Origin of the sequence: uncultured Winogradskyella sp. (assembly GCF_947498345.1) — a bacterium.
Classification (GTDB): Bacteria; Bacteroidota; Bacteroidia; order Flavobacteriales; family Flavobacteriaceae; genus Winogradskyella.
On sequence record NZ_CANMJY010000001.1, the window covers coordinates 122,733 to 143,680 of the forward strand.

Annotated in this window: 23 protein-coding genes; 11 read left to right on the forward strand and 12 right to left on the reverse strand. The window is 32.5% G+C overall.

Going from position 1 to position 20,948, the window contains the following annotated elements:
* Positions 1-85 precede the first annotated feature (85 nt).
* From Q0912_RS00485 to Q0912_RS00505, 5 genes are all read left to right on the forward strand, one after another.
* Positions 86-319: a thioredoxin family protein gene (locus Q0912_RS00485; RefSeq protein WP_299110785.1), complete on the forward strand. Its 234-nt coding sequence runs from the start codon at positions 86-88 to the stop codon at positions 317-319.
* A 43-nt stretch (positions 320-362) separates the two neighbouring features.
* The gene (locus Q0912_RS00490; RefSeq protein WP_299110787.1) at positions 363-1,094 is read left to right on the forward strand and encodes a hypothetical protein; all 732 of its coding nucleotides are present in this window, start codon (positions 363-365) and stop codon (positions 1,092-1,094) included.
* Positions 1,094-1,357, forward strand: a complete 264-nt coding sequence (locus Q0912_RS00495) for a DUF2024 family protein (RefSeq protein ID WP_299110789.1) — start codon at positions 1,094-1,096, stop codon at positions 1,355-1,357. Before Q0912_RS00490 ends, Q0912_RS00495 begins: the two co-directional genes overlap by 1 nt.
* Before the next feature lie 61 nt (positions 1,358-1,418).
* Positions 1,419-2,021 (forward strand): MarR family transcriptional regulator, encoded by a 603-nt coding sequence (locus tag Q0912_RS00500; RefSeq protein WP_299110791.1) that lies wholly within the window; start codon positions 1,419-1,421, stop codon positions 2,019-2,021.
* Position 2,022: 1 nt separating this feature from the next.
* Positions 2,023-2,451 (forward strand): SRPBCC domain-containing protein, encoded by a 429-nt coding sequence (locus Q0912_RS00505; protein ID WP_299110793.1) that lies wholly within the window; start codon positions 2,023-2,025, stop codon positions 2,449-2,451.
* A 7-nt stretch (positions 2,452-2,458) separates the two neighbouring features.
* Here the strand turns inward: Q0912_RS00505 and Q0912_RS00510 are convergent, their stop codons facing one another.
* From Q0912_RS00510 to Q0912_RS00535, 6 genes are all read right to left on the reverse strand, one after another.
* Positions 2,459-3,949 carry a cellulose synthase family protein gene (locus Q0912_RS00510; protein WP_299111885.1) on the reverse strand — a complete coding sequence of 497 codons (1,491 nt, stop codon included), beginning with the start codon at positions 3,947-3,949 and terminating at the stop codon, positions 2,459-2,461.
* Positions 3,949-4,638: a glycosyltransferase family 2 protein gene (locus Q0912_RS00515; RefSeq protein WP_299110796.1), complete on the reverse strand. Its 690-nt coding sequence runs from the start codon at positions 4,636-4,638 to the stop codon at positions 3,949-3,951. Before Q0912_RS00515 ends, Q0912_RS00510 begins: the two co-directional genes overlap by 1 nt.
* Positions 4,638-5,468, reverse strand: coding sequence for a hypothetical protein (locus tag Q0912_RS00520; RefSeq protein ID WP_299110800.1), 831 nt, complete (start codon positions 5,466-5,468; stop codon positions 4,638-4,640). Before Q0912_RS00520 ends, Q0912_RS00515 begins: the two co-directional genes overlap by 1 nt.
* Before the next feature lie 244 nt (positions 5,469-5,712).
* A complete protein-coding gene (locus Q0912_RS00525) occupies positions 5,713-7,149 on the reverse strand; it encodes a hypothetical protein (RefSeq protein ID WP_299110803.1) in 1,437 nt (478 codons plus the stop codon).
* A 33-nt stretch (positions 7,150-7,182) separates the two neighbouring features.
* On the reverse strand, positions 7,183-8,808 hold the full coding sequence (locus Q0912_RS00530; RefSeq protein WP_299110806.1) for a 4Fe-4S dicluster domain-containing protein: 1,626 nt from the start codon (positions 8,806-8,808) through the stop codon (positions 7,183-7,185).
* Between the two features lie 2 nt (positions 8,809-8,810).
* A complete protein-coding gene (locus Q0912_RS00535; RefSeq protein ID WP_299110809.1) occupies positions 8,811-10,115 on the reverse strand; it encodes an FAD/NAD(P)-binding oxidoreductase in 1,305 nt (434 codons plus the stop codon).
* 205 nt (positions 10,116-10,320) lie between these two features.
* Between Q0912_RS00535 and Q0912_RS00540 the strand changes: the two genes are divergently transcribed.
* From Q0912_RS00540 to Q0912_RS00565, 6 genes are all read left to right on the forward strand, one after another.
* A complete protein-coding gene (locus tag Q0912_RS00540) occupies positions 10,321-11,031 on the forward strand; it encodes a DUF547 domain-containing protein (RefSeq protein WP_299110812.1) in 711 nt (236 codons plus the stop codon).
* A 67-nt stretch (positions 11,032-11,098) separates the two neighbouring features.
* Positions 11,099-11,968, forward strand: a complete 870-nt coding sequence (locus Q0912_RS00545) for a transporter (protein WP_299110815.1) — start codon at positions 11,099-11,101, stop codon at positions 11,966-11,968.
* 76 nt (positions 11,969-12,044) lie between these two features.
* The gene (locus tag Q0912_RS00550) at positions 12,045-13,013 is read left to right on the forward strand and encodes a glycoside hydrolase (protein WP_299110818.1); all 969 of its coding nucleotides are present in this window, start codon (positions 12,045-12,047) and stop codon (positions 13,011-13,013) included.
* A gap of 59 nt (positions 13,014-13,072) precedes the next feature.
* On the forward strand, positions 13,073-14,335 hold the full coding sequence (locus Q0912_RS00555; RefSeq protein WP_299110821.1) for an outer membrane protein assembly factor: 1,263 nt from the start codon (positions 13,073-13,075) through the stop codon (positions 14,333-14,335).
* 68 nt (positions 14,336-14,403) lie between these two features.
* Complete coding sequence (locus Q0912_RS00560; protein WP_299110825.1) at positions 14,404-15,132, forward strand: metallophosphoesterase family protein; 729 nt, start codon at positions 14,404-14,406, stop codon at positions 15,130-15,132.
* 84 nt (positions 15,133-15,216) lie between these two features.
* Positions 15,217-15,747: a hypothetical protein gene (locus tag Q0912_RS00565; protein ID WP_299110827.1), complete on the forward strand. Its 531-nt coding sequence runs from the start codon at positions 15,217-15,219 to the stop codon at positions 15,745-15,747.
* Between the two features lie 59 nt (positions 15,748-15,806).
* Here the strand turns inward: Q0912_RS00565 and Q0912_RS00570 are convergent, their stop codons facing one another.
* The 6 genes from Q0912_RS00570 to Q0912_RS00595 all read right to left on the reverse strand — a co-directional run bounded on the left by Q0912_RS00570 (position 15,807) and on the right by Q0912_RS00595 (position 20,936).
* On the reverse strand, positions 15,807-16,496 hold the full coding sequence (locus tag Q0912_RS00570) for a TIGR04283 family arsenosugar biosynthesis glycosyltransferase (RefSeq protein ID WP_299110829.1): 690 nt from the start codon (positions 16,494-16,496) through the stop codon (positions 15,807-15,809).
* A 33-nt stretch (positions 16,497-16,529) separates the two neighbouring features.
* Entirely contained in the window at positions 16,530-17,486 is a 957-nt protein-coding gene (locus Q0912_RS00575) for a DUF547 domain-containing protein (RefSeq protein ID WP_299110832.1), read from the reverse strand.
* Positions 17,483-18,364, reverse strand: coding sequence for a sterol desaturase family protein (locus Q0912_RS00580; RefSeq protein WP_299110834.1), 882 nt, complete (start codon positions 18,362-18,364; stop codon positions 17,483-17,485). The genes Q0912_RS00575 and Q0912_RS00580 overlap by 4 nt, the downstream gene beginning before the upstream one ends.
* Positions 18,365-18,428: 64 nt before the next feature.
* Positions 18,429-19,397 carry an arsenosugar biosynthesis arsenite methyltransferase ArsM gene (gene arsM, locus Q0912_RS00585; protein WP_299110836.1) on the reverse strand — a complete coding sequence of 323 codons (969 nt, stop codon included), beginning with the start codon at positions 19,395-19,397 and terminating at the stop codon, positions 18,429-18,431.
* Positions 19,398-19,400: 3 nt separating this feature from the next.
* Positions 19,401-20,213, reverse strand: coding sequence for a purine-nucleoside phosphorylase (locus tag Q0912_RS00590; RefSeq protein ID WP_299110839.1), 813 nt, complete (start codon positions 20,211-20,213; stop codon positions 19,401-19,403).
* A gap of 3 nt (positions 20,214-20,216) precedes the next feature.
* Positions 20,217-20,936, reverse strand: a complete 720-nt coding sequence (locus tag Q0912_RS00595) for a DM13 domain-containing protein (protein ID WP_299110842.1) — start codon at positions 20,934-20,936, stop codon at positions 20,217-20,219.
* Between the last annotated feature and the right edge of the window lie 12 nt (positions 20,937-20,948).

Genomic DNA, 20,948 nt, shown 5'->3' on the forward strand with positions numbered 1-20,948 from the left:
TAAAAAAATATGTTAAATAATATAATTAGTTAGGAATCCTTACTATATTTGTATCGCAATAGTGCAATAATCAAAAAAATTAAACATGAGTAAATCAATTTTTTATCACGCAGGGTGTCCTGTATGTGTTACTGCAGAACAAGACATCGTCGATTTAGCAGGTAGGGGCAATGTAGAAATAGTTCATTTAGGAAATGATGGTTCTAGAATTACTGAGGCTGAAAATGCAGGTGTAAAATCCGTACCAGCCTTATTAACCAGCAATGGAAATGTATTGCATATTAATTTTGGGGCTTCTTTAGAAGAAGTTAAAGGGTAAATTTTTTAATTTAAATAGTTAGTAATCCTAATTAATAGAAAAAATGAAAACAAATTTAAGCTTATTAGCATTAGTCTTTCTTACAATCACTTCGGTTTCTTGTGCACAAGAGAAAGAAAGTCCGTATAATACGAAAGACCTGGAGATTACGTCTGTTCATGTTACTCATAACTCAGATCTGGATGTTACTATTTGGACAATTGATGTAAAAGGAACGGCAGGTAATACAAAACCTATCCCAGTAGGGCAATTAGATGGTGCACCGGTATTGGGTTATGTTTTTCTAACATCATTAAAACCACAAGATGTTGGTTTTAGCCAAACAGAAGGTATTGTAGCACTTGCTTTAACTTCACATCCTGATTTTGATGATACACCATTATGGGATGAGAACAATGATACTATTTTTAACAATGATGGCATTATATGGCATCCACATTGGGTTGTACTTCATGAAGATAACCGTGTAGAAGGTGGATTTTCTGTTAAGCAATTTGATAAAGAAAATAAAGATGTAAAGTTGCCGCCTACTAACCCAGGAATGCCAATGTATATGGATTCGCCAGGTTATCCGGTGAAAACAAAAGAGAATACAATAAAAGTTATTGTTCCTGATTATAGAATAAATAACAATATAAGTTTTAACTACGATGGGGTTGCGGCTTTTATGATGGTAAATATTAGTAAAGAAGATACACCTATGCTGGGTGTATATGAAGTGTTTAGTGTAGCGAGCGGTGACTTATCTCTTCCTTATTCAGTAAAACAAGATTAATGAAAGTAGCTGTTTGGGATACTTACGTATCAAGAGAAGATGGTAAACTAATGCATTTTGACATAGTTGTGCCAGATTATATTAAAAATGAGAGCATCGTTTTTGGTTTTGGTGAGACTTATTTAAAAAATAAGCCTTTTAAAACAGGAAGCATTACATCTAAAGAATGTCAGTTTTGCCATATGGAAAAAGCACCTAATAATATCGTGAGTGAAATAAAAGTCAAAGGCTATTATATCATAGAGATGGAATATTGTAATTAATTTAATTAGGATTGCTAACTTTGCCTATCATCAAGCAAATTTTGATGATAGGCATTTTAATATGAGTGATTTTAATCCAAAATACCAAATTAATAATCTAAGTAGTAAAATTGTTGCTGGCTTAGAACGTATTTCTGAGGCATACAAAGTGTTATTATGGGAAAAAGCTAAGCTACTAGGTTTGAGTCCTATTCAAATTCAGATTTTGATATTTACAAGCTATCATGACATTACTCTTTGTAACGTAAGTCATTTAGCTAAAGAGTTTAATATTACTAAACCGACTGTAAGTGATGCTGTTCGTGTTTTATTAAAAAAAGAATTAGTTGCCAAGGTATTTCCCAGCAATGATAGTAGAAGTTATGCTATACAGCTGACCAAATCAGGTCAGGATATAGTAAAAAATACTGAACATTTTGCTCAACCTATAAAACAGCAGGTAGATATACTTGACGCAAGTCAAAAAGAAGACCTATTTAAATCTATTACTCAACTTATCTATAAACTTAATCAAGTTGATGTGCTATCAGTTCAAAGAACTTGTTTAAACTGTAGATTCTACGAAAAGGATGGCAAAGATTCTTTTTGTAACTTATTAGAGACCAAGCTAAAGACCTCAGATATTAGAATAGATTGTGAAGAATTTCAATTAAAAAACACATAAAATGAGCCATTCCATTTACTTCAATTTTATAATTAAGAGTGATAGAGAAACTGTTTATAAAGCGGTTTCTCAGCCAGAGTACTTAGTCAATTGGTGGCCTTTAAAATGTTCTGGTATTCCAAAAAAAGGTGAGCTATATAACTTTAATTTTACAGATACCTATGATTGGTATGCTGAAGTTAAAAGTTGCGAGCAAAATGACCACATTTCTTATAAAATGATAAAATCTGATGCTGACTGGAACCCAACTACCTTAGGGTTTAAGCTAAAGAAAAAAGAAAAAGGTACTTGCCTTAATTTTTTTCATAAAGATTGGCCAGAACTCAATAATCATTTTAAACATTCATCATTTTGCTGGGCAATGCTATTAAAAGGCTTAAAGGATTATTTAGAAAAGGGAATTATTGTTCCTTTTGAAGATAGGGAATAAAAGATGCTTACACTTTAGAGCTTAAAGACTTAAAGAACACGTAACCAAAGCCTATGAACAACATTAAATGAAATGGAAATAATCCAAAATCACCTCCTTGATCTCCAACAACAAAAGCGCTATACATTCCAAATCCAAAGTAAGACATTAAAATACCTTCCAAAACTACATTTCTAGATAGTTTTTTTCTTAGATATTTATTGTTTTTCCAGTTGTCTTTAAATTTTCTGATATTAAACTTTGGTGTGCGTACAAATTCGCTTTTTTTACCGATATGGCCTTCAATAACTGCTATTGAGTTATGAAGAGAAAAACCCATGGCAATAGAGAAAAAAGTAAAAAACATACCAATATACCCGAAGAATCGTTTAAAGCCACTTCCATAAATATTTTTGTACATAAACCAATAGCATACAAAGAATATGATTGTACTCATTACAAAGAAACTCATCACATAAAAATAGTTACGTAAATGTGCGTATTCATTTTTAATGTACAGCATCGGAATACTTAAAACTGCAACAATAAAAATGCTTAAAAACATTGAACTGTTTAAAAGGTGCAGCAATCCATGGATCTTAGTCTTTGCAGAAATGTTTTTAGATTTAATAACGCGCCAAAGCATTTTTCTAAAGTTTTCTGCCCCACCTTTATTCCATCTAAATTGTTGTGAGCGTACAGCACTAATAACTATAGGTAATTCTGCAGGGGTCTCTACATCTTCTAAGTATTTAAATTCCCAGTTTTTTAGCTGAGCCCTGTAACTTAAATCGAGGTCTTCGGTTAGTGTATCTCCTTCCCAATTACCAGCATCTATAATGCAATCTTTTCTCCAAACACCTGCAGTGCCATTAAAATTGATAAAGTGACCTTTACTATTTCTACCCACTTGCTCTAGTGTAAAATGTGCATCTAATGCAAAAGCCTGAATTTTTGTAAGTATAGAGTAATTTCTATTAATATGCCCCCATCGTGTTTGTACAACTCCAATTTTTTTATTTTTAAAATATGGGATAGTACGTTTTAACCAGTTTGGTTGCGGTAGAAAGTCAGCGTCAAAAATGGCAATATATTCTCCTTTTGCAATAACCAATCCTTCTTTTAATGCTCCGGCTTTAAAGCCTTTACGGTCGGTTCTGGTAATATGTTTTATATCTAAACCTTTAGCAGCTAATTTTTCTATATGAGTTTTTGTAGTATGTACAGTTTCGTCTGTAGAATCATCTAGTACCTGAATTTCTAACTTATGCTTTGGATATTCTATAAGCGCAATATTATCTAATAAGCGCTCCATAACATACATTTCATTATAGACAGGAAGTTGAATCGTTACATAAGGGACTTCATCAGAGTTTGATAAATCGAAGGTTTCACAATGCTTACGTTTTTTGCGTGATGAGAGGTAATTATATAATAAATTCAATTGCGCCAATGCATACATAAATATAAGCACAATGGCGATAGTATAAATGATGATTATGAAATATTGTAAGTATATCACTTAAAACTGTATTTAAAAATCCATGTTAGGATTTTAACGCCTGCAAAGATAGCTCCTTTTATGGTTCCTGAAACTTTTGAGACACCAATTCTGTTTCTGTAGTTTACGGGAATCTCTCTATAACTTAGCTTTTGTTTTAATGCTTTTAACTGCATTTCTACGGTCCAGCCATAGGTTTTATCTTCCATTTTTAAGTCTAAAAGCTTATTATATTTTATAGCTCTAAAAGGACCTAAGTCTGTAAATGTTGATTTAAAAAATAGCTTCATCAATGTGGTGGCTAGCCAGTTGCCAAAAATTTGAGGCGCAGTCATGGAACCATCTTCTCGTAATGCTTTAGTTCTTGCTCCAACCACAAAATCGATGTTTTCTTCAATAATAGGTTGAACAATTTTTGTTAACTCTTCAGGGTAATCACTATAATCTCCGTCTAAAAACACAACAATGTCTGGTCGTTTTTCTTGCTTTGCTACATAGGCCATACCTTTTAAGCATGCATAACCATAGCCTTTTTGATGCTCTGTCAAAACAGTTGCTCCCGCTTTTTTAGCATTGGCTTCAGTGTTGTCCGTAGAGTTATTACTTACTACAATGATTTCATCAACAATTTCAGGGATGTCTTTTATGACTTTAGAAATGGACTCTTCCTCGTTAAAGGCGGGAATGATAACTACGATTTTAGTCATTAACTTTTTAGATCAGATAATTTGTTTTCTTTTTTGAATGATTTTAAATCCGTCCACTCCTTGATTCGTTCACCCTTAGAATATTTTACAGCTGAGGTCAATTTTTCATTTTTATACATTAAACAATAACCATTTTTTTGATTATTACTTAATTGGCATTTATAATTGATTTTTTCATTATCGTCATAAAACAACCACCAATTTTGTTTTTTACCATTTACAAAATGACCTTCTGACGTCTTTTTACCATTTGCGCTGTAAAAATGCCAATAGCCGTTGGATTTTCCAAGCTTAAATTCACCATCTTTTTCTAATTGTCCGGTTGAATGGTGAAATTTCCAATAGCCATCTTCTTTTCCGTTTTTAAAAAGCCCTTCCTTTGCGAGTTTTCCATTTGTATGAAATGACTTCCAAAAATTTGTTTTTAAGCCATTTAAATAAAGACCCTCTTCTTTAAGTTGTTTGTTCTGGTGATAGAATTTCCAATGGTCAAGGCGTTTATCATTTTTAAAATTTCCTTCTGCTACAAGTATATTAGCTTTATAAATTTTCCAATAGTCAGTTTTTAGGCCGTTTTTAAAATGTCCTTCTTTTTCTAGATGCCCTTTAGTATCGTAAAATTTCCAATACCCATTTTTCTTACCATTTTTAAAATGACCTTCTTTGGCAAGTTTCCTATTCTTATGGTAAAATTTCCAATAATAAATTTTTTTATCATTTTCAATCCAGCCTTCAGAATTCATTTTACCATTCTCATACGGGTTTTTTTGATAAAGTTTTTGCCCATGTATAAATGAGGAAATAAAAAAGGCAATAATAATTAGTCGCATTATTTTTGATTTACAAATTTCATTAGGCCATCGTTGTTATGTAATAGAACCTCTGTCGGATTAATTCATACTTCCATACAAAGAGTCTTTATTTTTAATACTATTTGAGGTCAATCAATGTATGAGATACCACGCTAAAAAGTAGATGTCATATAATATTTAAGCTATTTATTGAGTGTTTAATAGAGACTTTAGAAGACCTTTTTTTATATCGAAGATTAATCTAACTCCTTATTTAGACAATTTAATTACTTAATGATCGCTTTAATTGTTTAATGGTTTTTTCGAAAATTGGCAATTCAATACCAACTATGAATCTGAGGCGTTGATATCTAATTTCTGAAAGGACACCTTCAATATCTGGATTTAGTACGCTTATATTCTGTGAATCATCTTGAGGTATGTTTACGCGACTGGAGGCATAGGTGCCACCAAGAACAATACTTCCCCAACTAATGTTGAAGTCTGTCCCAATCCCAAAATGCCAAAAATCATTAAAGATATTTATGTTTGCTTGGTCAGAAACAAATTCATTAATGATTGATACACTCTTCTCATGAGCATTGAAATCGGATGAAAAACTGAGAAGTAATCTCAATCTCTCATTTATATGTATTTCAGCTCCAACTCCAAAATTAAAGACGGACTTGTATTGCTCATTAAAGTGTGTTTGTGCTAGTTTGTCGTTAATGAATTGCTCTGATAAACTTAAACGCTCATATTCCCCTAAAGCTAAAAACCACTGTAGTTTACCAAATAACTTGTGCTTTCCAAGTGTATATTCTATACCTCCTTCTATCCCAAATGCAGTTTTTCTTTTATTTTCAATATCATCATCTGATAGTTGCGTAATTTCCCCTGAATCATTGATGGATCCACTGAAAAAGCCTTGTGTTGATATTTCTGCCTTTTTTATAACAGCAATATGTGGAAGTGTAATTGTGGTGCCTATTTTTAAGTTCTCGTTGACCCAGGTAGCCCCTAATTTGAAGAACAATCCATAGGTCTGTTGCTTAAACCTTATTTTTTCTGTACCAACAAGGACGTCATCATTAGACTGTAACCCAGAGAATAAAAAATCACCAGAGCTTCTTAAATTATAGATACTCAAAAAAGCCGAAGCTCCAATAGACCAGTTTTTACTAGGCTGATGCGCCCAAGTAAGGCCAATCCATTCTTCGGTTAATTTATCACTAATATCTAGATCTAAGGCTACTTGTTCGAAGCCTTCAATATCCGACGTTACATCTGAATCTAAAACTCCGGTACTGAATGATAAATTTAAATCACTTCTATGTCTAGATAAAAAGGAATAGGCAAAACTATGATTGGGAAGAGACTTAAACTTAAAATTTCCTACAACAATACTTGGAAGTCCCCTAAATTGTGAAGATGAAGCACTTCTATCGCCTCCAAATACATATTTGTAATCAAAATTGTTTAATTCATAGGCCTTGACATTAATTAAAAAATTATATTGTGTATTAAATACCAAAGATGAGGGGTTGTAATAGGTAATCGCCAAATCAGATACTCCAGCAATAACATTACCAGACAAAAGGGAAGATTGATTACCGTATTGTTCAAAATTGTAGTTGCCTTCTTGTGCATTAATATTGTGGCTGTACAATATCAAAAGGCCAGTCGATATGAAAGTAAGCAGATTACTAATCTTAAACATCTACAAAAATGTTAGTTTAAGAAAACAATTTAGTTATTTTTCATTAACTAATGTCATTAAATCTACATCGTTACCTAGTAAAACCTCAGTCGGATTAATTCGCCCTTTCATACTATCATTTTCTAATTTTAATACACCTCTTGGACAAACAGCAGAACAAATACCACAACCTACGCAGCTAGAACGTACAATGTTTTCACCTTTTTGAGCATAGTGCCTTACATCGATTCCCATTTCACAGCTGTTAGAACAGTTACCACAAGAAATACATTGTCCGCCATTAGTTGTAATTCTGAATTTTGAGAATAGACGTTGTTGAAATCCTAAGATCGCTGCCATAGGACAACCAAATCGGCACCATGCACGACTACCTAAAATTGGATAAAAACCAGTTCCTATAACTCCAGAAAAGATTGAGCCGATATAAAATCCATAGGCAGATTTTAATTTGTATGATTTTATAAAGAATATTTCTTCCGTTGAACCAGTATAAAACAAAATTACTAATGCTGCTAGAACAACAAAATATCCTATCGCTCCATATTTAGCATCTTTTCCTAGCTCATTTCTTTTAAAAACCATTACAGTTACAAATAAAACTGTTAGAAATATTCCAACACTTACAAGGAAAGTTTCATTGCTTAACCAGTATTCAACAAATTTTTTGTCACCTTCAGGTCCAGTCCAAAAGCCACCAGCTTTTAAATAGGAACTGACAACAGCAACAGTCATAATCACTGAAAAAACCAAAACCGTATGAATTAACCAGCGTTCAAGCTTCCAAGCAGATTGTTTCTTCGATGATAAATGTCTAAATGGGTCACCAACTGTTTCTGCCAAGCCACCGCAGCCACAAACCCAAGAGCAGTACCATCTTTTCCCATATTTGTAAGTTAAAAATGGTGAAATGACAAAGATTGAGAGTATACCAAATATTAAAAATGCTAACCCTATGTTTCCGGTAGTTAAGAACCCTTCAATTCTATATTGTTCAAAATTGTAATAACTAAGTGGCCACATATTTTTTAAATCATAATAGGGTATACCACTATTTAATCTGTACATGAATTCTGGAATTAAAAAGGCAAAAGCTAATTGAAAAAACATTACAGAAACTGTACGTATTTGTTGGTAACGATTATGTCTGTATTTTAAAATAAACTTATATCCAAAAGCTAGTATAGCGACTGTATATAGTGTACCATAAACAAACCATTGACTTGCATTTCTTCCGCTTAATAGTTGGCTTAACGGATCAAAAAGGCTAATCAATCCAGTATTACTTCCATTAGCACCTTGACCTAACCCCAGATATTCAGCGAAAAAATATAAAACTATGTAAAATGCAGTTAAAATAACACCAAGAATCCAGCCCCAAACTCCTCTTGAAGAAATAGATTTAAACCATTGCCCATCATTTTTTATACCTTCTAATTTGTTTAAGTAAGCCTCTCTAGAATAGACAATAGTACCAATTACAATTAAGCCGAGAGATAGTGTTAAAAACAAGCCTTCATTCGGAAAATTAGTATTAAAAAGTGCCAAAGTCAATATAAATAAGCCAATGACTCCTATGACTAAGGCAACTTTCTGTTTTGTTGTTATATCTAAAGCATCAGGTCTTGCTAGAGACATACTATGATTTAATTTATTACTCATGGTTATGCGGTTTGTAATTGATTATTGTAGGCTGATAAAATGTCTTTTTCAAATCTCGAATAAAATTCAGGGTCAAAATTAGCTTCAGAAAGATGGTTTATTACATAATCCACATCTTTTTTCTCAGTAAGCCATCTGTCGAAAGTTTCATGACGCATTCTAATTCCGAAGGTGTTAATGCCTAAAAATTCGTTGTTGTCTTTATGAAATGCTACTGTAATGCATTTGGTGTCATCGCTATGTATCCAGTGGAAATGTTGTTCATAGTCTTGTTTGCTTCGTTCACTAAATACCCAACCATAAGTTTGATATTCTATATCCATAAACTTTGCGGAATTAAACCAATGTCCGGGATTATATTGTATACGATTACCACAGATGGTTTGTGCTAAAGTTTCACCCATCATTCTCCCAGTATACCAAACGGCTTCTATAGGTCTGCGATTTCCTATGGCTTCATGCTGTTCTGCACAATCTCCAATAGCATAAACATCAGGTATATTAGTCTCGAGATAACGATTTACTTTTACACCTCTACCCGTTTCTATTTCAGAATTTTTTATAAAATCGATGTTAGGTGATACACCAGCAGTTAATCCAACAACATTACATAGTATTTCTTCGCCAGTTTCTTCAATAATGACAGACTTTACTTTTCCATTTTCGTCAGATTTTATTTCCTTCAAATTTGTAGAAAGACGTAAATCGATATGATGATTTTTAATATGTCTATTAATCATGGCACTTTCACCTTCAGGCAAAACACCATTCCAAAAACTAGATTCACGAACTAAAAACGTAACAGGAATACTTCTACTGTTAAGCATTTCTGCTAATTCAATTCCTATTAGACCTCCACCAACAATCACAGCACGCTTACATACATCCTTATTGGGTGCATGCTTTTCTAGATTTTTTAAATCTTGTTTGTGGTACATGCCCATAACACCTTCTAAATCTTGTCCTGGCCATCCAAATTTGTTTGGCTTACTTCCCGTAGCAATAACAAGCTTATCATATTGTAGCGTGTCTCCTTCAGCAAAATGAAGTGTTTTAGATTTTGTTTCTACGGTCTTTACATAACCTTTTTTTAGATCGATACGATTTTTCTCCCAGAACCAATTTTCGTAAGGTTGCGTGTGCTCAAACTTCATATGTCCCATATAAACGTACATGAGAGCAGTACGCGAAAAGAAATAATCCGTTTCAGCAGAAACGATAGTAATTTTTTTATCGGAAAGTTTTCTGATATGCCTTGCTAAAGTAACTCCAGAAATACCATTACCAATGATGACAATATGCTCCATAAAATTCGATTGTTAGTTAGTGGTCTGTCGAACTTAAAGGTAAGAACTTAATCCTGATTTTCAATTTAGATAGATTTTAAATTAAAAATGATTTGTAAGGTTTTGGGTTGAATTAAGACGCTAAAAATCTTTTTTATCCAATGTAAGTTACCTAACATTTTATGCGACAGAAGAGCCATTACTTTGTAAAATAAAAATAGAAATCATGAAAAAATACCTTTTGTATATAGCGTTATTATCTATTAGTGTAATAAGTGCTCAAGACATAGAAGTTTTCTTTTTAAAGACAAATACATTTTTAAAAACTCATGTTAAAGATGGAAAAGTTGACTATAAAGCTATACATAAAGATCAATCTGCTTTAGATGAAATATTAAAATTGGCTGAGAGTATTACGATTAATACTTCTAATGCGAAAAATTATCAGGCATTTTGGATTAACGCTTATAATATTGCTACCATAAAAGGTATTATAGACAATTACCCAACAAAATCACCTTTAGATAACAAAGGGTTTTTTGATAAGACGACTTATAGTTTAGGCGGAAAAAACATAACCTTAAATGATATAGAAAATAAATTATTGAGAGCTAATTTTAAAGATGCACGCTTTCATTTTGTATTGGTTTGTGGTGCTGTTGGTTGCCCTCCGTTGATAAGTGAAGCTTATATGCCAAGTACTTTAGATACTCAATTAGAATCTCAAACAAAAAAAACTTTGAATGGTAACTTTTTAAAAGTCAATACAAAGAAGAAAAAAGTTGAAGTTTCTGAAATTATGAAATGGTACAAAGAAGATTTCACTAGAGATGGAATGACGGAAATTGACTTTATAAATAAATACAGAACAAAGCAAATTCCTGATAATTACAAGGTTAGTTATTTTTCATATAACTGGAGTTTAAATACACAATAATATTCCTGTTTTCATAGGAATCTCATAATTAACAAATAACAACAAACAATCAAATAAAAAAGCAATGATGAAAAAAATAAGTATACTAGCAATGGCATTGATGATGTCATTTATAGGGTTTTCTCAAGATGATGAAGATTCTCAAAAAAGTGTGATACAAGAGTATACACCTTCAAAATTATTAAGCAAGGGGCAATGGGATATTAAGTGGTTTAATAACCTATATACTCAAACGGAAAGTACATTTACCAATGGAAGAGAGGCTAGACAAACGTTTTTTACATCAACATTAGATGTGTTTACAGGGGTATCAGAAAGCAGTAGGTTTAATGTAGGATTACTTTTAGAATTTAGATCTAATGTAATAGATGATAGGTATCCTTTAGAAGTATTAAAGTTTGATGGTGAAAAAGGAACAGCACGTTCTGGTTTTACATCATTTGCTCCAGCGATAAAGTTTAACCCACTAAAAAACGTATCTAATTTTACTATACAAACGGCATTTCATATACCATTGGTAGATAATGAAGTTGAGGATGAAGTATTCTTAGATCAGAAAGGGTTTATTTTTCAAAACAGATTCTTTTATGATTATACATTTCCTAGTGGTGATTGGCAAATTTTTACGGAGTTGAATACAGAATATAACTTTGGAAAAAAAGAAGATAGTTTTGCTAATAACAGTTTACTATTAACACCTGGTGTCTTTTTAAGCTATTTTCCTAGTAGCAAATTTACCATATTAGCTTTAATACAACACCAACAACGTATCGATACAGGTAACGATTTTGAACAAGATTTTACAGCTCTTGGTGGTGGTGTAAAATATCAATTAACTAAAGTTTTAAATATTGAAACTTTGTATACCAATTTTGTTAGAGGTAATAATACAGGTCTTGGTGAAACATTTAATATAGGTTTAAGAGCATTGTTCTAAGATTTATATAAATTAGACACTTAATTCATTAACAATGAAATGTATTAAGTGTCTTTTTTTATGCATCATATTCACGATGTTATCTTCTTGTAACGGACAAGTAGAGAAAATAAATGGTGTTAGTTTTGTAGCTGCACCAGACAAAGTAAATCAATCTCATATAGAGCCTGTTGTTAAAGTAAATGCAAATTATGCAGCGGTAATGCCATTTGGTTTTGTTAAAAATCTAGAGCACCCAGATATAATTCATAATACAGAACGTCAATGGTTTGGTGAAACCAGAGCAGGTGCAAAACAATATATAGAGGAGCTTCGTAAAAAGAGTATTAAGATAATGATAAAACCACAGATTTGGGTTTGGCGAGGTGAGTTTACAGGCTTAATTAAAATGAAAACTGAAGAAGATTGGAAAACATTAGAAGACTCATATACACGTTTTATTATAGAATATACTGAGCTTGCAGAAGAAGTTAATGCCGAAATTTTGTGTATTGGTACCGAACTGGAATTATTTGTAAAGCATAGACCAGAATATTGGTCTGGTTTAATAAAAGAAATTAAAACAATTTATAAAGGCAAGCTTACCTATGCCGCAAATTGGGACGAGTTTAAAAGAACCCCATTTTGGAATCAGTTAGACTATATTGGAGTAGATGCTTATTTTCCAGTAAGTGAAGAGCAAACTCCTACCTATCAAAAATGTATTGAGGGTTGGAAAGCTCATAAATTAGCAATTAAATCCTTGTCAGACAAACATAATAAGCCTGCTTTATTTACAGAATATGGCTATAGAAGTGTGGATTATGCTGGGAAAGAACCTTGGGTTTCAGACCATACAATGACGAATGTAAATTTAGAAGCCCAGGTCAATACCACAAAAGCACTTTATGAAACCTTTTGGAAAGAAGAATGGTTTGCAGGAGGCTTTATCTGGAAATGGTTTATAAAATATGATGAGGTAGGTGGAAAAGATAATCCTATGTTTACACCTCAGAATAAGCCCGTAGAGGAAATCATCAGAACGTACTACAAATCAGAAGAATAAAATTGAAAAATTAGTAAGGTTATGTAAGGTTAGCGACAAAGTGTAGTAATAACCATATCATGAAACACCTTTCAATCTTATTAATCCTATTAGTATCCTTAGCTAATGCCCAGGAGTATAAAGTCGCTGATCTAAAAGTGCAGGGTAATAAAAAGCTAAAGTCATCTTTTGTAAAGAAAATAGCGTTTATAAAATCAGGAGTTGTTTTAGACTCTTCACTAATTGAAGAAGATATTAGATTATTGAAACGATTACCATCGATTGCCCATGCTTATTATCAAGTGTTTCCGGCAGAAGAATCAGGTGAATACAATGTGTTTTATAATATTGAAGAGAACTTTACTATTATACCTTCAGCTAATGTTTATACAACAAATGACGATGAGTTTGCATACCGTTTAGGTTTGTATGAGTTTAATCTATTCGGACAGAATATCACCTTTGGTGGTTTTTATCAAAAGGATATATACGATTCTTATGCAATCAATTTTAGAGCTCCTTTTCTGTTTTCAAGGAAGTTAGGATTGGCTGTTAACTTTCAAAATTTAACAACGCAAGAACCCGTTTTTTTTGACAATACTACTGCAGACTATCGTTATAATAATGAATCTTTTGAGGTTTTAGGATTATATCAGATCAACTTCACTAATAGATTAGAATTTGGTGTTAATTTTTTTACAGAAGATTATGAGTACAAGTCTGGCGCTACCAATCCAAATGTACCACAAGCACTGGTTGTAGATAAAATGTTGTACAAACTCATCTATGAGTATAATAACCTTAATTACGACTATCAATATGTTGAAGGGTTTCGGAGCATTTTCAATTTTCAATATGTGCATTCTACAGATGATAATATGTTACCTGACTTTTTAATTGGCTGGAATGACTTTCAATACTTTATGCGTTTTGGAAAAAAAGGAAATTGGGCCAATAGATTACGACTTGGATTTGCAACAAATGATGATACACCCTTTGCACCATTCGCTGTTGATAATAACCTAAATATTAGAGGAGTAGGTAATCTTATTGATCGGGGTACAGCTGCAATAGTTCTAAATACAGAATATAGGCACACAATATATGAAAAAGGTTGGTTTACGCTTCAAAGCAATGCTTTTATAGATGCTGGGAGTTGGCGAAATCCAGGTGGTGATTTAGGCGATTTCACAGACTCGCAAAACATTCGTGTGTATCCTGGTTTTGGATTGCGATTTATTCATAAAAAAATCTTCAATGCTATTTTTAGAATTGACTATGGTATTGGCATTACACCAGATTCTACCCAAGGGCTAGTTTTTGGTATCGGGCAGTATTTTTAATACTAATAAAATCTAAATATTACTTATATTCTTTTATATAAACTAGTTTTGTATAAATCAATTATTAGATGCGAACACTAGCTGTAGGAGATATTCATGGAGGTTTAAAAGCTTTAGTACAAGTTTTAGATGAAGCCAAGGTAACAGAAGACGATCAACTCATTTTTTTAGGAGATTATGTAGATGGTTGGAGTGAGTCTGCCCAAGTTATTCGCTATTTAATAGACTTATCTAAAACCAATAAATGTATTTTTATAAAAGGTAATCATGATGCATGGTGTGAACAATGGTTGGCATCAGGAATTGTAAATGATGTGTGGTTTCAACATGGAGGAAAAGAAACTATAGAAAGTTATACAGGATTTTCGGAAGAAGAGAAGAAAATGCATCTTAACTTCTTTGAGGCTATGGATATGTATCATATTGATAATCAAAAACGCTTATTTGTACATGCAGGTTTTACAGCGATGCATGGAGTAGAGAAAGAATACAATATTGAAGCTTTCTATTTTGATAGAACGCTTTGGGAAATGGCATTGACTATGGATAAGCGTATTAAAAAACACTCAGAATTATACCCAAATCGCCTAAAACATTATAGCGAAATATATATTGGTCATACACCAACACTCTACTATCACAAATATAAACCCATGCATGCTATAAATGTTTGGAATGTAGATACAGGAGCTGCATTTACCGGGAAATTATCTGCAATAGATATAGATAGTAAAGAAGTTTATCAAAGTAATACCTTACCTATTTTATACCCTAATGAAATAGGCAGGAATAAATAATTACTTTGTAATTTTTTTCTTTCAAATAGAAGCTGAAAAACGTGTTTTATTTATATATTAGCCAGCAATTACAAATTATTTATTATGAAATTATTAAAATCTTTTTTACTTATTATTATACTGGTATCTTTTTCTGCTTGTAGTAGTGATGATGATGGTGGTGGATCAAATTCTGTTGAATTAACAATTGAAAATCTTGTAGGTACTTACGAAGTGACTTTCCTTAGAGGTTCTTCTGAAACCTCGGTTACTGCAACCGATGGTAGTACTGTTGTTACAGAGACAGAAGAAAGAGAAGGGGATACGTTTACAAATGCGATCTTCGTTTTTAATGCTAATGGTACTTATACGACATCTGGCAACTTTAGAGAAACTTCAACGGTAACTATTACAGGACAATCACCAGAAACTGAATCAGAAATAGTATCGATAGATGATTCGGGTACTTACTCTGTTAATACTGAAAGTAGAACAATTATTTTTGATAGTGACGAAATTAATGATGTTACCCGTTTTAATGGTACAGAATTAAGAATAGTTGAAAATTATATAGACTCTTTTGAGTCTTTTAATGAAGTTGGAATTGTAGAAATACGAATGACTAAATTACAATAGTGATAATATATCACTAAAGAATATTAAGAAGACTGTCTGTAAGGGCAGTCTTTTTTGTTTTAATTAATATGCTTCTCATAGTAAGCTAACATTTCATCCGCGGATGCTCCTAACCATCGTTTTACGTAGATTGTCCAGAAATGATATTGCAGTTTCCATATACCCACTTTTTTGTATAGTCTGGCTGAGGTTCTTATTTTTTTATTGATAACTACAAACTCTTTTCTAGAATAGAGTTCGTTAATTAAAATGTTGTCTTCGTAAATAATATAATCTTCATCATAACCACCTATATCTTCAAAAAGCGTACGTGTTATAAACTGACTTTGATCACCACCTCTACAAGCACGCCAGGAAAATTGGGTGAGCCAACTGGCCAAACGTAACCACCAATGCATACTTTCAAATTGCATTCTAAAACAACCAGCATTATTCCCCTTTTTTACTTCATCTAAGATATATTTGTCATATCTGTTTGGAGGAAAAGAATCTGCATGGAGAAAATAAAAAATATCTCCTTTTGCTTTTAGAGCACCTAGATTCATTTGCTTTGCCCTCCCTTTTTTAGAATCTAATAAAATAATATTTAGGTCTAAAGATTTCACAACGTTTTGAGTGCCATCAGTACTCCCTCCGTCTACTACAATAATTTCAGAAATTGTATTTAGAGAAGCATTATCAATGAGGTGAAAGAGTAAGTCTTTGATCGTTTTTGACTCATTTAAAACAGGAATTATTATACTTATCATATATCTAATTACGAGAAATCTCTAACCTCAGTTTTAGTCGTTTAATTCCCAACTATAATCTTTAAAACTTCTTTTTGCATTGTTGGAAATTGTTACATCAGTATATTGATTAAGAAAATCGATTAACGATCCATTTTGCTTAAAGTCTTTAGCAAACCATTTAAATATCTTAGATAGTTTAATTCTATCTTTTGAAAGCTCATTTTTTGAAGAATCTGATAAAAATTCTTTAGTGGCATCAGTCAATTGCTCATCTAAATGAGATACTGTATAAGCCTTATTTTGAAGTTTAGGACAAGATGCTGAAGCACAAACTATAGCAAAATGAATACGAGGCTCATTCATTTTTCTTAGGATTTTGTGTTCAATATCATTAAGATTCAGCCACTTGTCGCCAAATTTCCAAAGACGTTGATCCCATGGGTCTTTAATCTCTTTGATGCTTTTTAAAGGGTGATTTCTGATGATTAGATCTACAGTCAAAGCGTTGTAGGCATTTATCCAGTAGACTAATTTGTCCTCTTTTGTTGATGCTTCAATATCTAAAAAGTCACCTTGTAATTCATTAATATAATTGAGTAGCGCTGAATGATTTTTCTTAAATTTCTTATAATCTACCTTCCCTTCATCAGTAACGTATCCTTTTAGTAAAAAATCCCATCTTGAATGGTCAAATCTAAGTTTGCTTTTAACATTAGAATCTTTTTTTACCCTTTCAGCTATGAGTGGAGGCATATTAACTGTTGTTTCTTTTTTGCTATACAATATTTTTGATGAATCAACAGAAATTATTTTAACCGTTGAATCCTTTTCCTTTAATGCTTTAATATAGTCTTCTACTTCATGTTCTTTGGTAGTTTTAACTGTAACAGGAGCTTCAGAAACAATAGCAATGTCCTTAGTGGTTTGTGTCTGGGTTTCAACAACATGTTTTGTTCCGCAACAAGAGGATGCGAAAAAGGTTAAAATAAATATGAGGACTAACTTCATTTTTTTAAAGGGTATAATTCCTGGCTTACAAAATCCTTTGGAAATGTTTCATCACCTTCAAAACCTAATTCAATATCTCTACCATCATAGGGTATAAAATTGGTTTTAAAGAGATAGTCCCAGAGACTTAACGTTAGTCCAAAATTAACACCATACCTTACATGTTCTGGCAAACCTTTTGCATGATGCCAAATATGCATTTTAGGATTATTGAAGATATATTTTAAATAGCCGTAGTCCCAACCCAAGTTAGCGTGGTTGAGATGACCTATGGCTATAGCGAAGAAGTATATTATAGCTACATCTTGTGAGCTGTAATTTGCAATAATTGCTAAAGGAATATATCTTATGGAATTATAAATTACAGGTTCCATCCAGTGGTAACGCAAATGTGCAGCAAACCCCATTTCCTTCACTGAGTGATGTACTTTGTGAAAGTTCCACAAAAATGGCACACGGTGCAAAAGTCTATGAGTATTCCATTGTACAAAATCATTGACTAAGAAGAAAATCAATAAGCCTAACCATTTAGGTAAATCTGTTGAATCAAATAACTGAAAACTCGAAAGTGAAAGATCAACTCTGCTAAGTACATCATTTAAAAATTCTGCAGCAGTGTTAGAAAGTGCAATTAAAACAATAAGATTTAACAGAAAAAAATTGAAGAACATGTAAAATATATCTAGCCAAAAATCTTTTCTAAATAATGCTTGTTGTTTTCTCCATGGAAAAGCAATTTCTAAAATCCAGACTAAAAAGGAAATTGCTATGAGGCCATAAAAAAAGTTATTCCAATGATTAAGATCAATAAGTTCGTACTTAAGATAATTCCAATAACTAGAATATGAGTTTTTTATAATGTCTATATATTTTTTCATATTAAAAAGAAACCTTTTAGCAAACAGCTAAAAGGTTAATTTACAAAAATTAATGTTCTTTATATTAACAACAGCCTCCACCATCATAATGATATGTAGATTCACTAATAAATATATCATCTCTACCTAAACTTGCTAATGCACCTGCAGTTTTATCGCAAACAGCTAATGGTTGATTCTTTAATAAGATATGGCCTTTTTTATCGTCTAAATAATCTTCATCGCCAAAATAGATAGCAGCTTTACCAGTAAAAATACAAGGACCATCTTCTGGCATTGGGTCTTTAATAGCAGCAACTTCAATTGATTCTATATAAATCAATTCATCTGTATTGTAGTGTTTTGGATCAAGAATTCTATAAGGTTTACGGGCTCTAATCTCAATAGTGCCAAATCCAGCATCAGTTAATGCTTTTACATATTCAGCAATAGGTAAGCTGCCGCTTAAGCAAAGTGCACGTAATCTATCATCGTTACGTAGTTCGTCGTTCATAGGTTGCTCGCAAGTAGGATCGCTCATTACCAAACGACCATGTGGTTTTAAAACACGATACATTTCTGCAATAGCTTTCTTTAAATCATCAGCTTTAAAAATATTAAACAAGCAGTTCTGGGCAGCAACATCTATGCTGCTATCTTCAACAGGAAGATTCATCGCATCCCCTTTTTTAAGCTCTACAAATTCTGATTTAAACCAATCATTTTGCGCTTCAGCTTCTTTAAAGTTTTTGCGAGATGCTTCTAACATTTCATCGACAACATCAACACCAATAACTCCACCTTTTTGTCGATTGAAATAAGAGAATTGGAGCAATTCCATGCCGCCTCCAACACCTACATAAAGCATCTTAGGATTATTTGTCAAATCACGAGCATGCACAGTAGAACCACATCCATAGTTCATCTCTTGCATAATTCGTGGAATCTTTAAGCCAGGTAATTCCCATATTGGATTTGTGGTGCAGCATAATCCGACATCAGGAGTTAATGCTGCTTCTTTATATAAATCGTTTGTAGCTTCTAAATAGCTCATATATTAAAGTGTTTTAATCAATTCTTTGAATAGAGTTATCATATTAGGTTCTGCTTTTGCGGCCATTGCAATAATTTCAGCAATGTTAACAGGCTTTAGATTATCTGGGTCGCACTCATCTGTTAAAACTGACACTGCAGCAGCTTTTAATCCTAAATGATTAGCAACTATAATTTCTGGAACCGTACTCATACCAACGGCATCAGAGCCTATAACTTTAAGCATTCTATATTCTGCTCTGGTTTCTAACTGAGGCCCAACAACTGAAGCATAAACACCTTTATGTAAGGTAATGTTGTTTGCTTTGGCAATAGTTTCAAATTTCGAATTAATCTCTAAATCATAAGGGGCGCTCATATCTGCAAAGCGTTCTCCTAATTCTGATACACCTTTAAAAGCTAATGGAGAACTTCCTTGAAGATTGATGTGATCGTCAATAAGCATTAATTCTCCTTTTTTAAAGTTTAAATTAATTGCACCAGCTGCATTAGAGACTAATAAGGTTTTAATCCCGAGTCTTTCCATAATTCGTACAGGAAACGTTACATCTTGAAGCGTATACCCTTCGTATACATGAAAACGCCCTTGCATAACAACAACTTTTTTTCCTCCTAAATTTCCGTAAATCAATTTGCCTTTATGAAACTCCACAGTTGCAGTAGGGAAGTTGGGTATATGATTATAGCTAGCTTCAGCTAAAATTTCAATTTCATTGATTAGTTGCCCTAATCCTGTGCCTAAGATGATACCAACTTCAGGCTTATCAAAACCCTTTGCTTGTAAATATTCTGTGCTTTCAGTTATAAATTTAATCATCAATTATTGTTTAACCAGCCGTTTTGTAATGGTTTGGTTATCGGCTGTTATTTGCACCAAATATACACCAGTTTTTAATGAAGATAAACTAATATTTTGATTCCTTACACCTTCGTTTTTTAAAAATAAAACTTCTTTACCTAAAACATCAAAAACTTTAATATTCATGTTTAACAGGTTGTTGTTTGCCATAATAAGATTTTCTTTAGCTGGGTTTGGGTAAAACCTTACTGAGGTTTCCAGGTTGTTTTCGTCAATACTTAAGCTTGAGCAATCTACACCAGTATTTGAGCCTAAAGCTACATGTCCCCATCTTTCGTTAATTGAAATACATTGTATAACAATAAAATCAAAGTCATCAAGTTCGGTATTTGATGGGATAGAGAATGTCATCATACCTGTTATAGGTGATGTACCTGGTCCGCCAAAGCCACCAGCATCATTTTCTAATTGACCAGATATTTGTATGGCATCAGATCCGGCTGCTACGATGTCGTCAGTCTTTGAAAGGTACACTCTTAAGTCGGCACCTTGTACTGTTGCAAAATTGGGCTCAAAAACCACATCTTTATCACCAGAAGTCGTAAATGTGATTTTTGCATCTCCACTAATACTGTATTGAGGATCACTTTGTATAAATGAACCCGAACGTTCACATTGAGAATTAATAAATTGGTTTGTTGTAGCAATTAGTATTGTTACTAAAAGTAGTTTTCTTTTCATAATAATGCATTT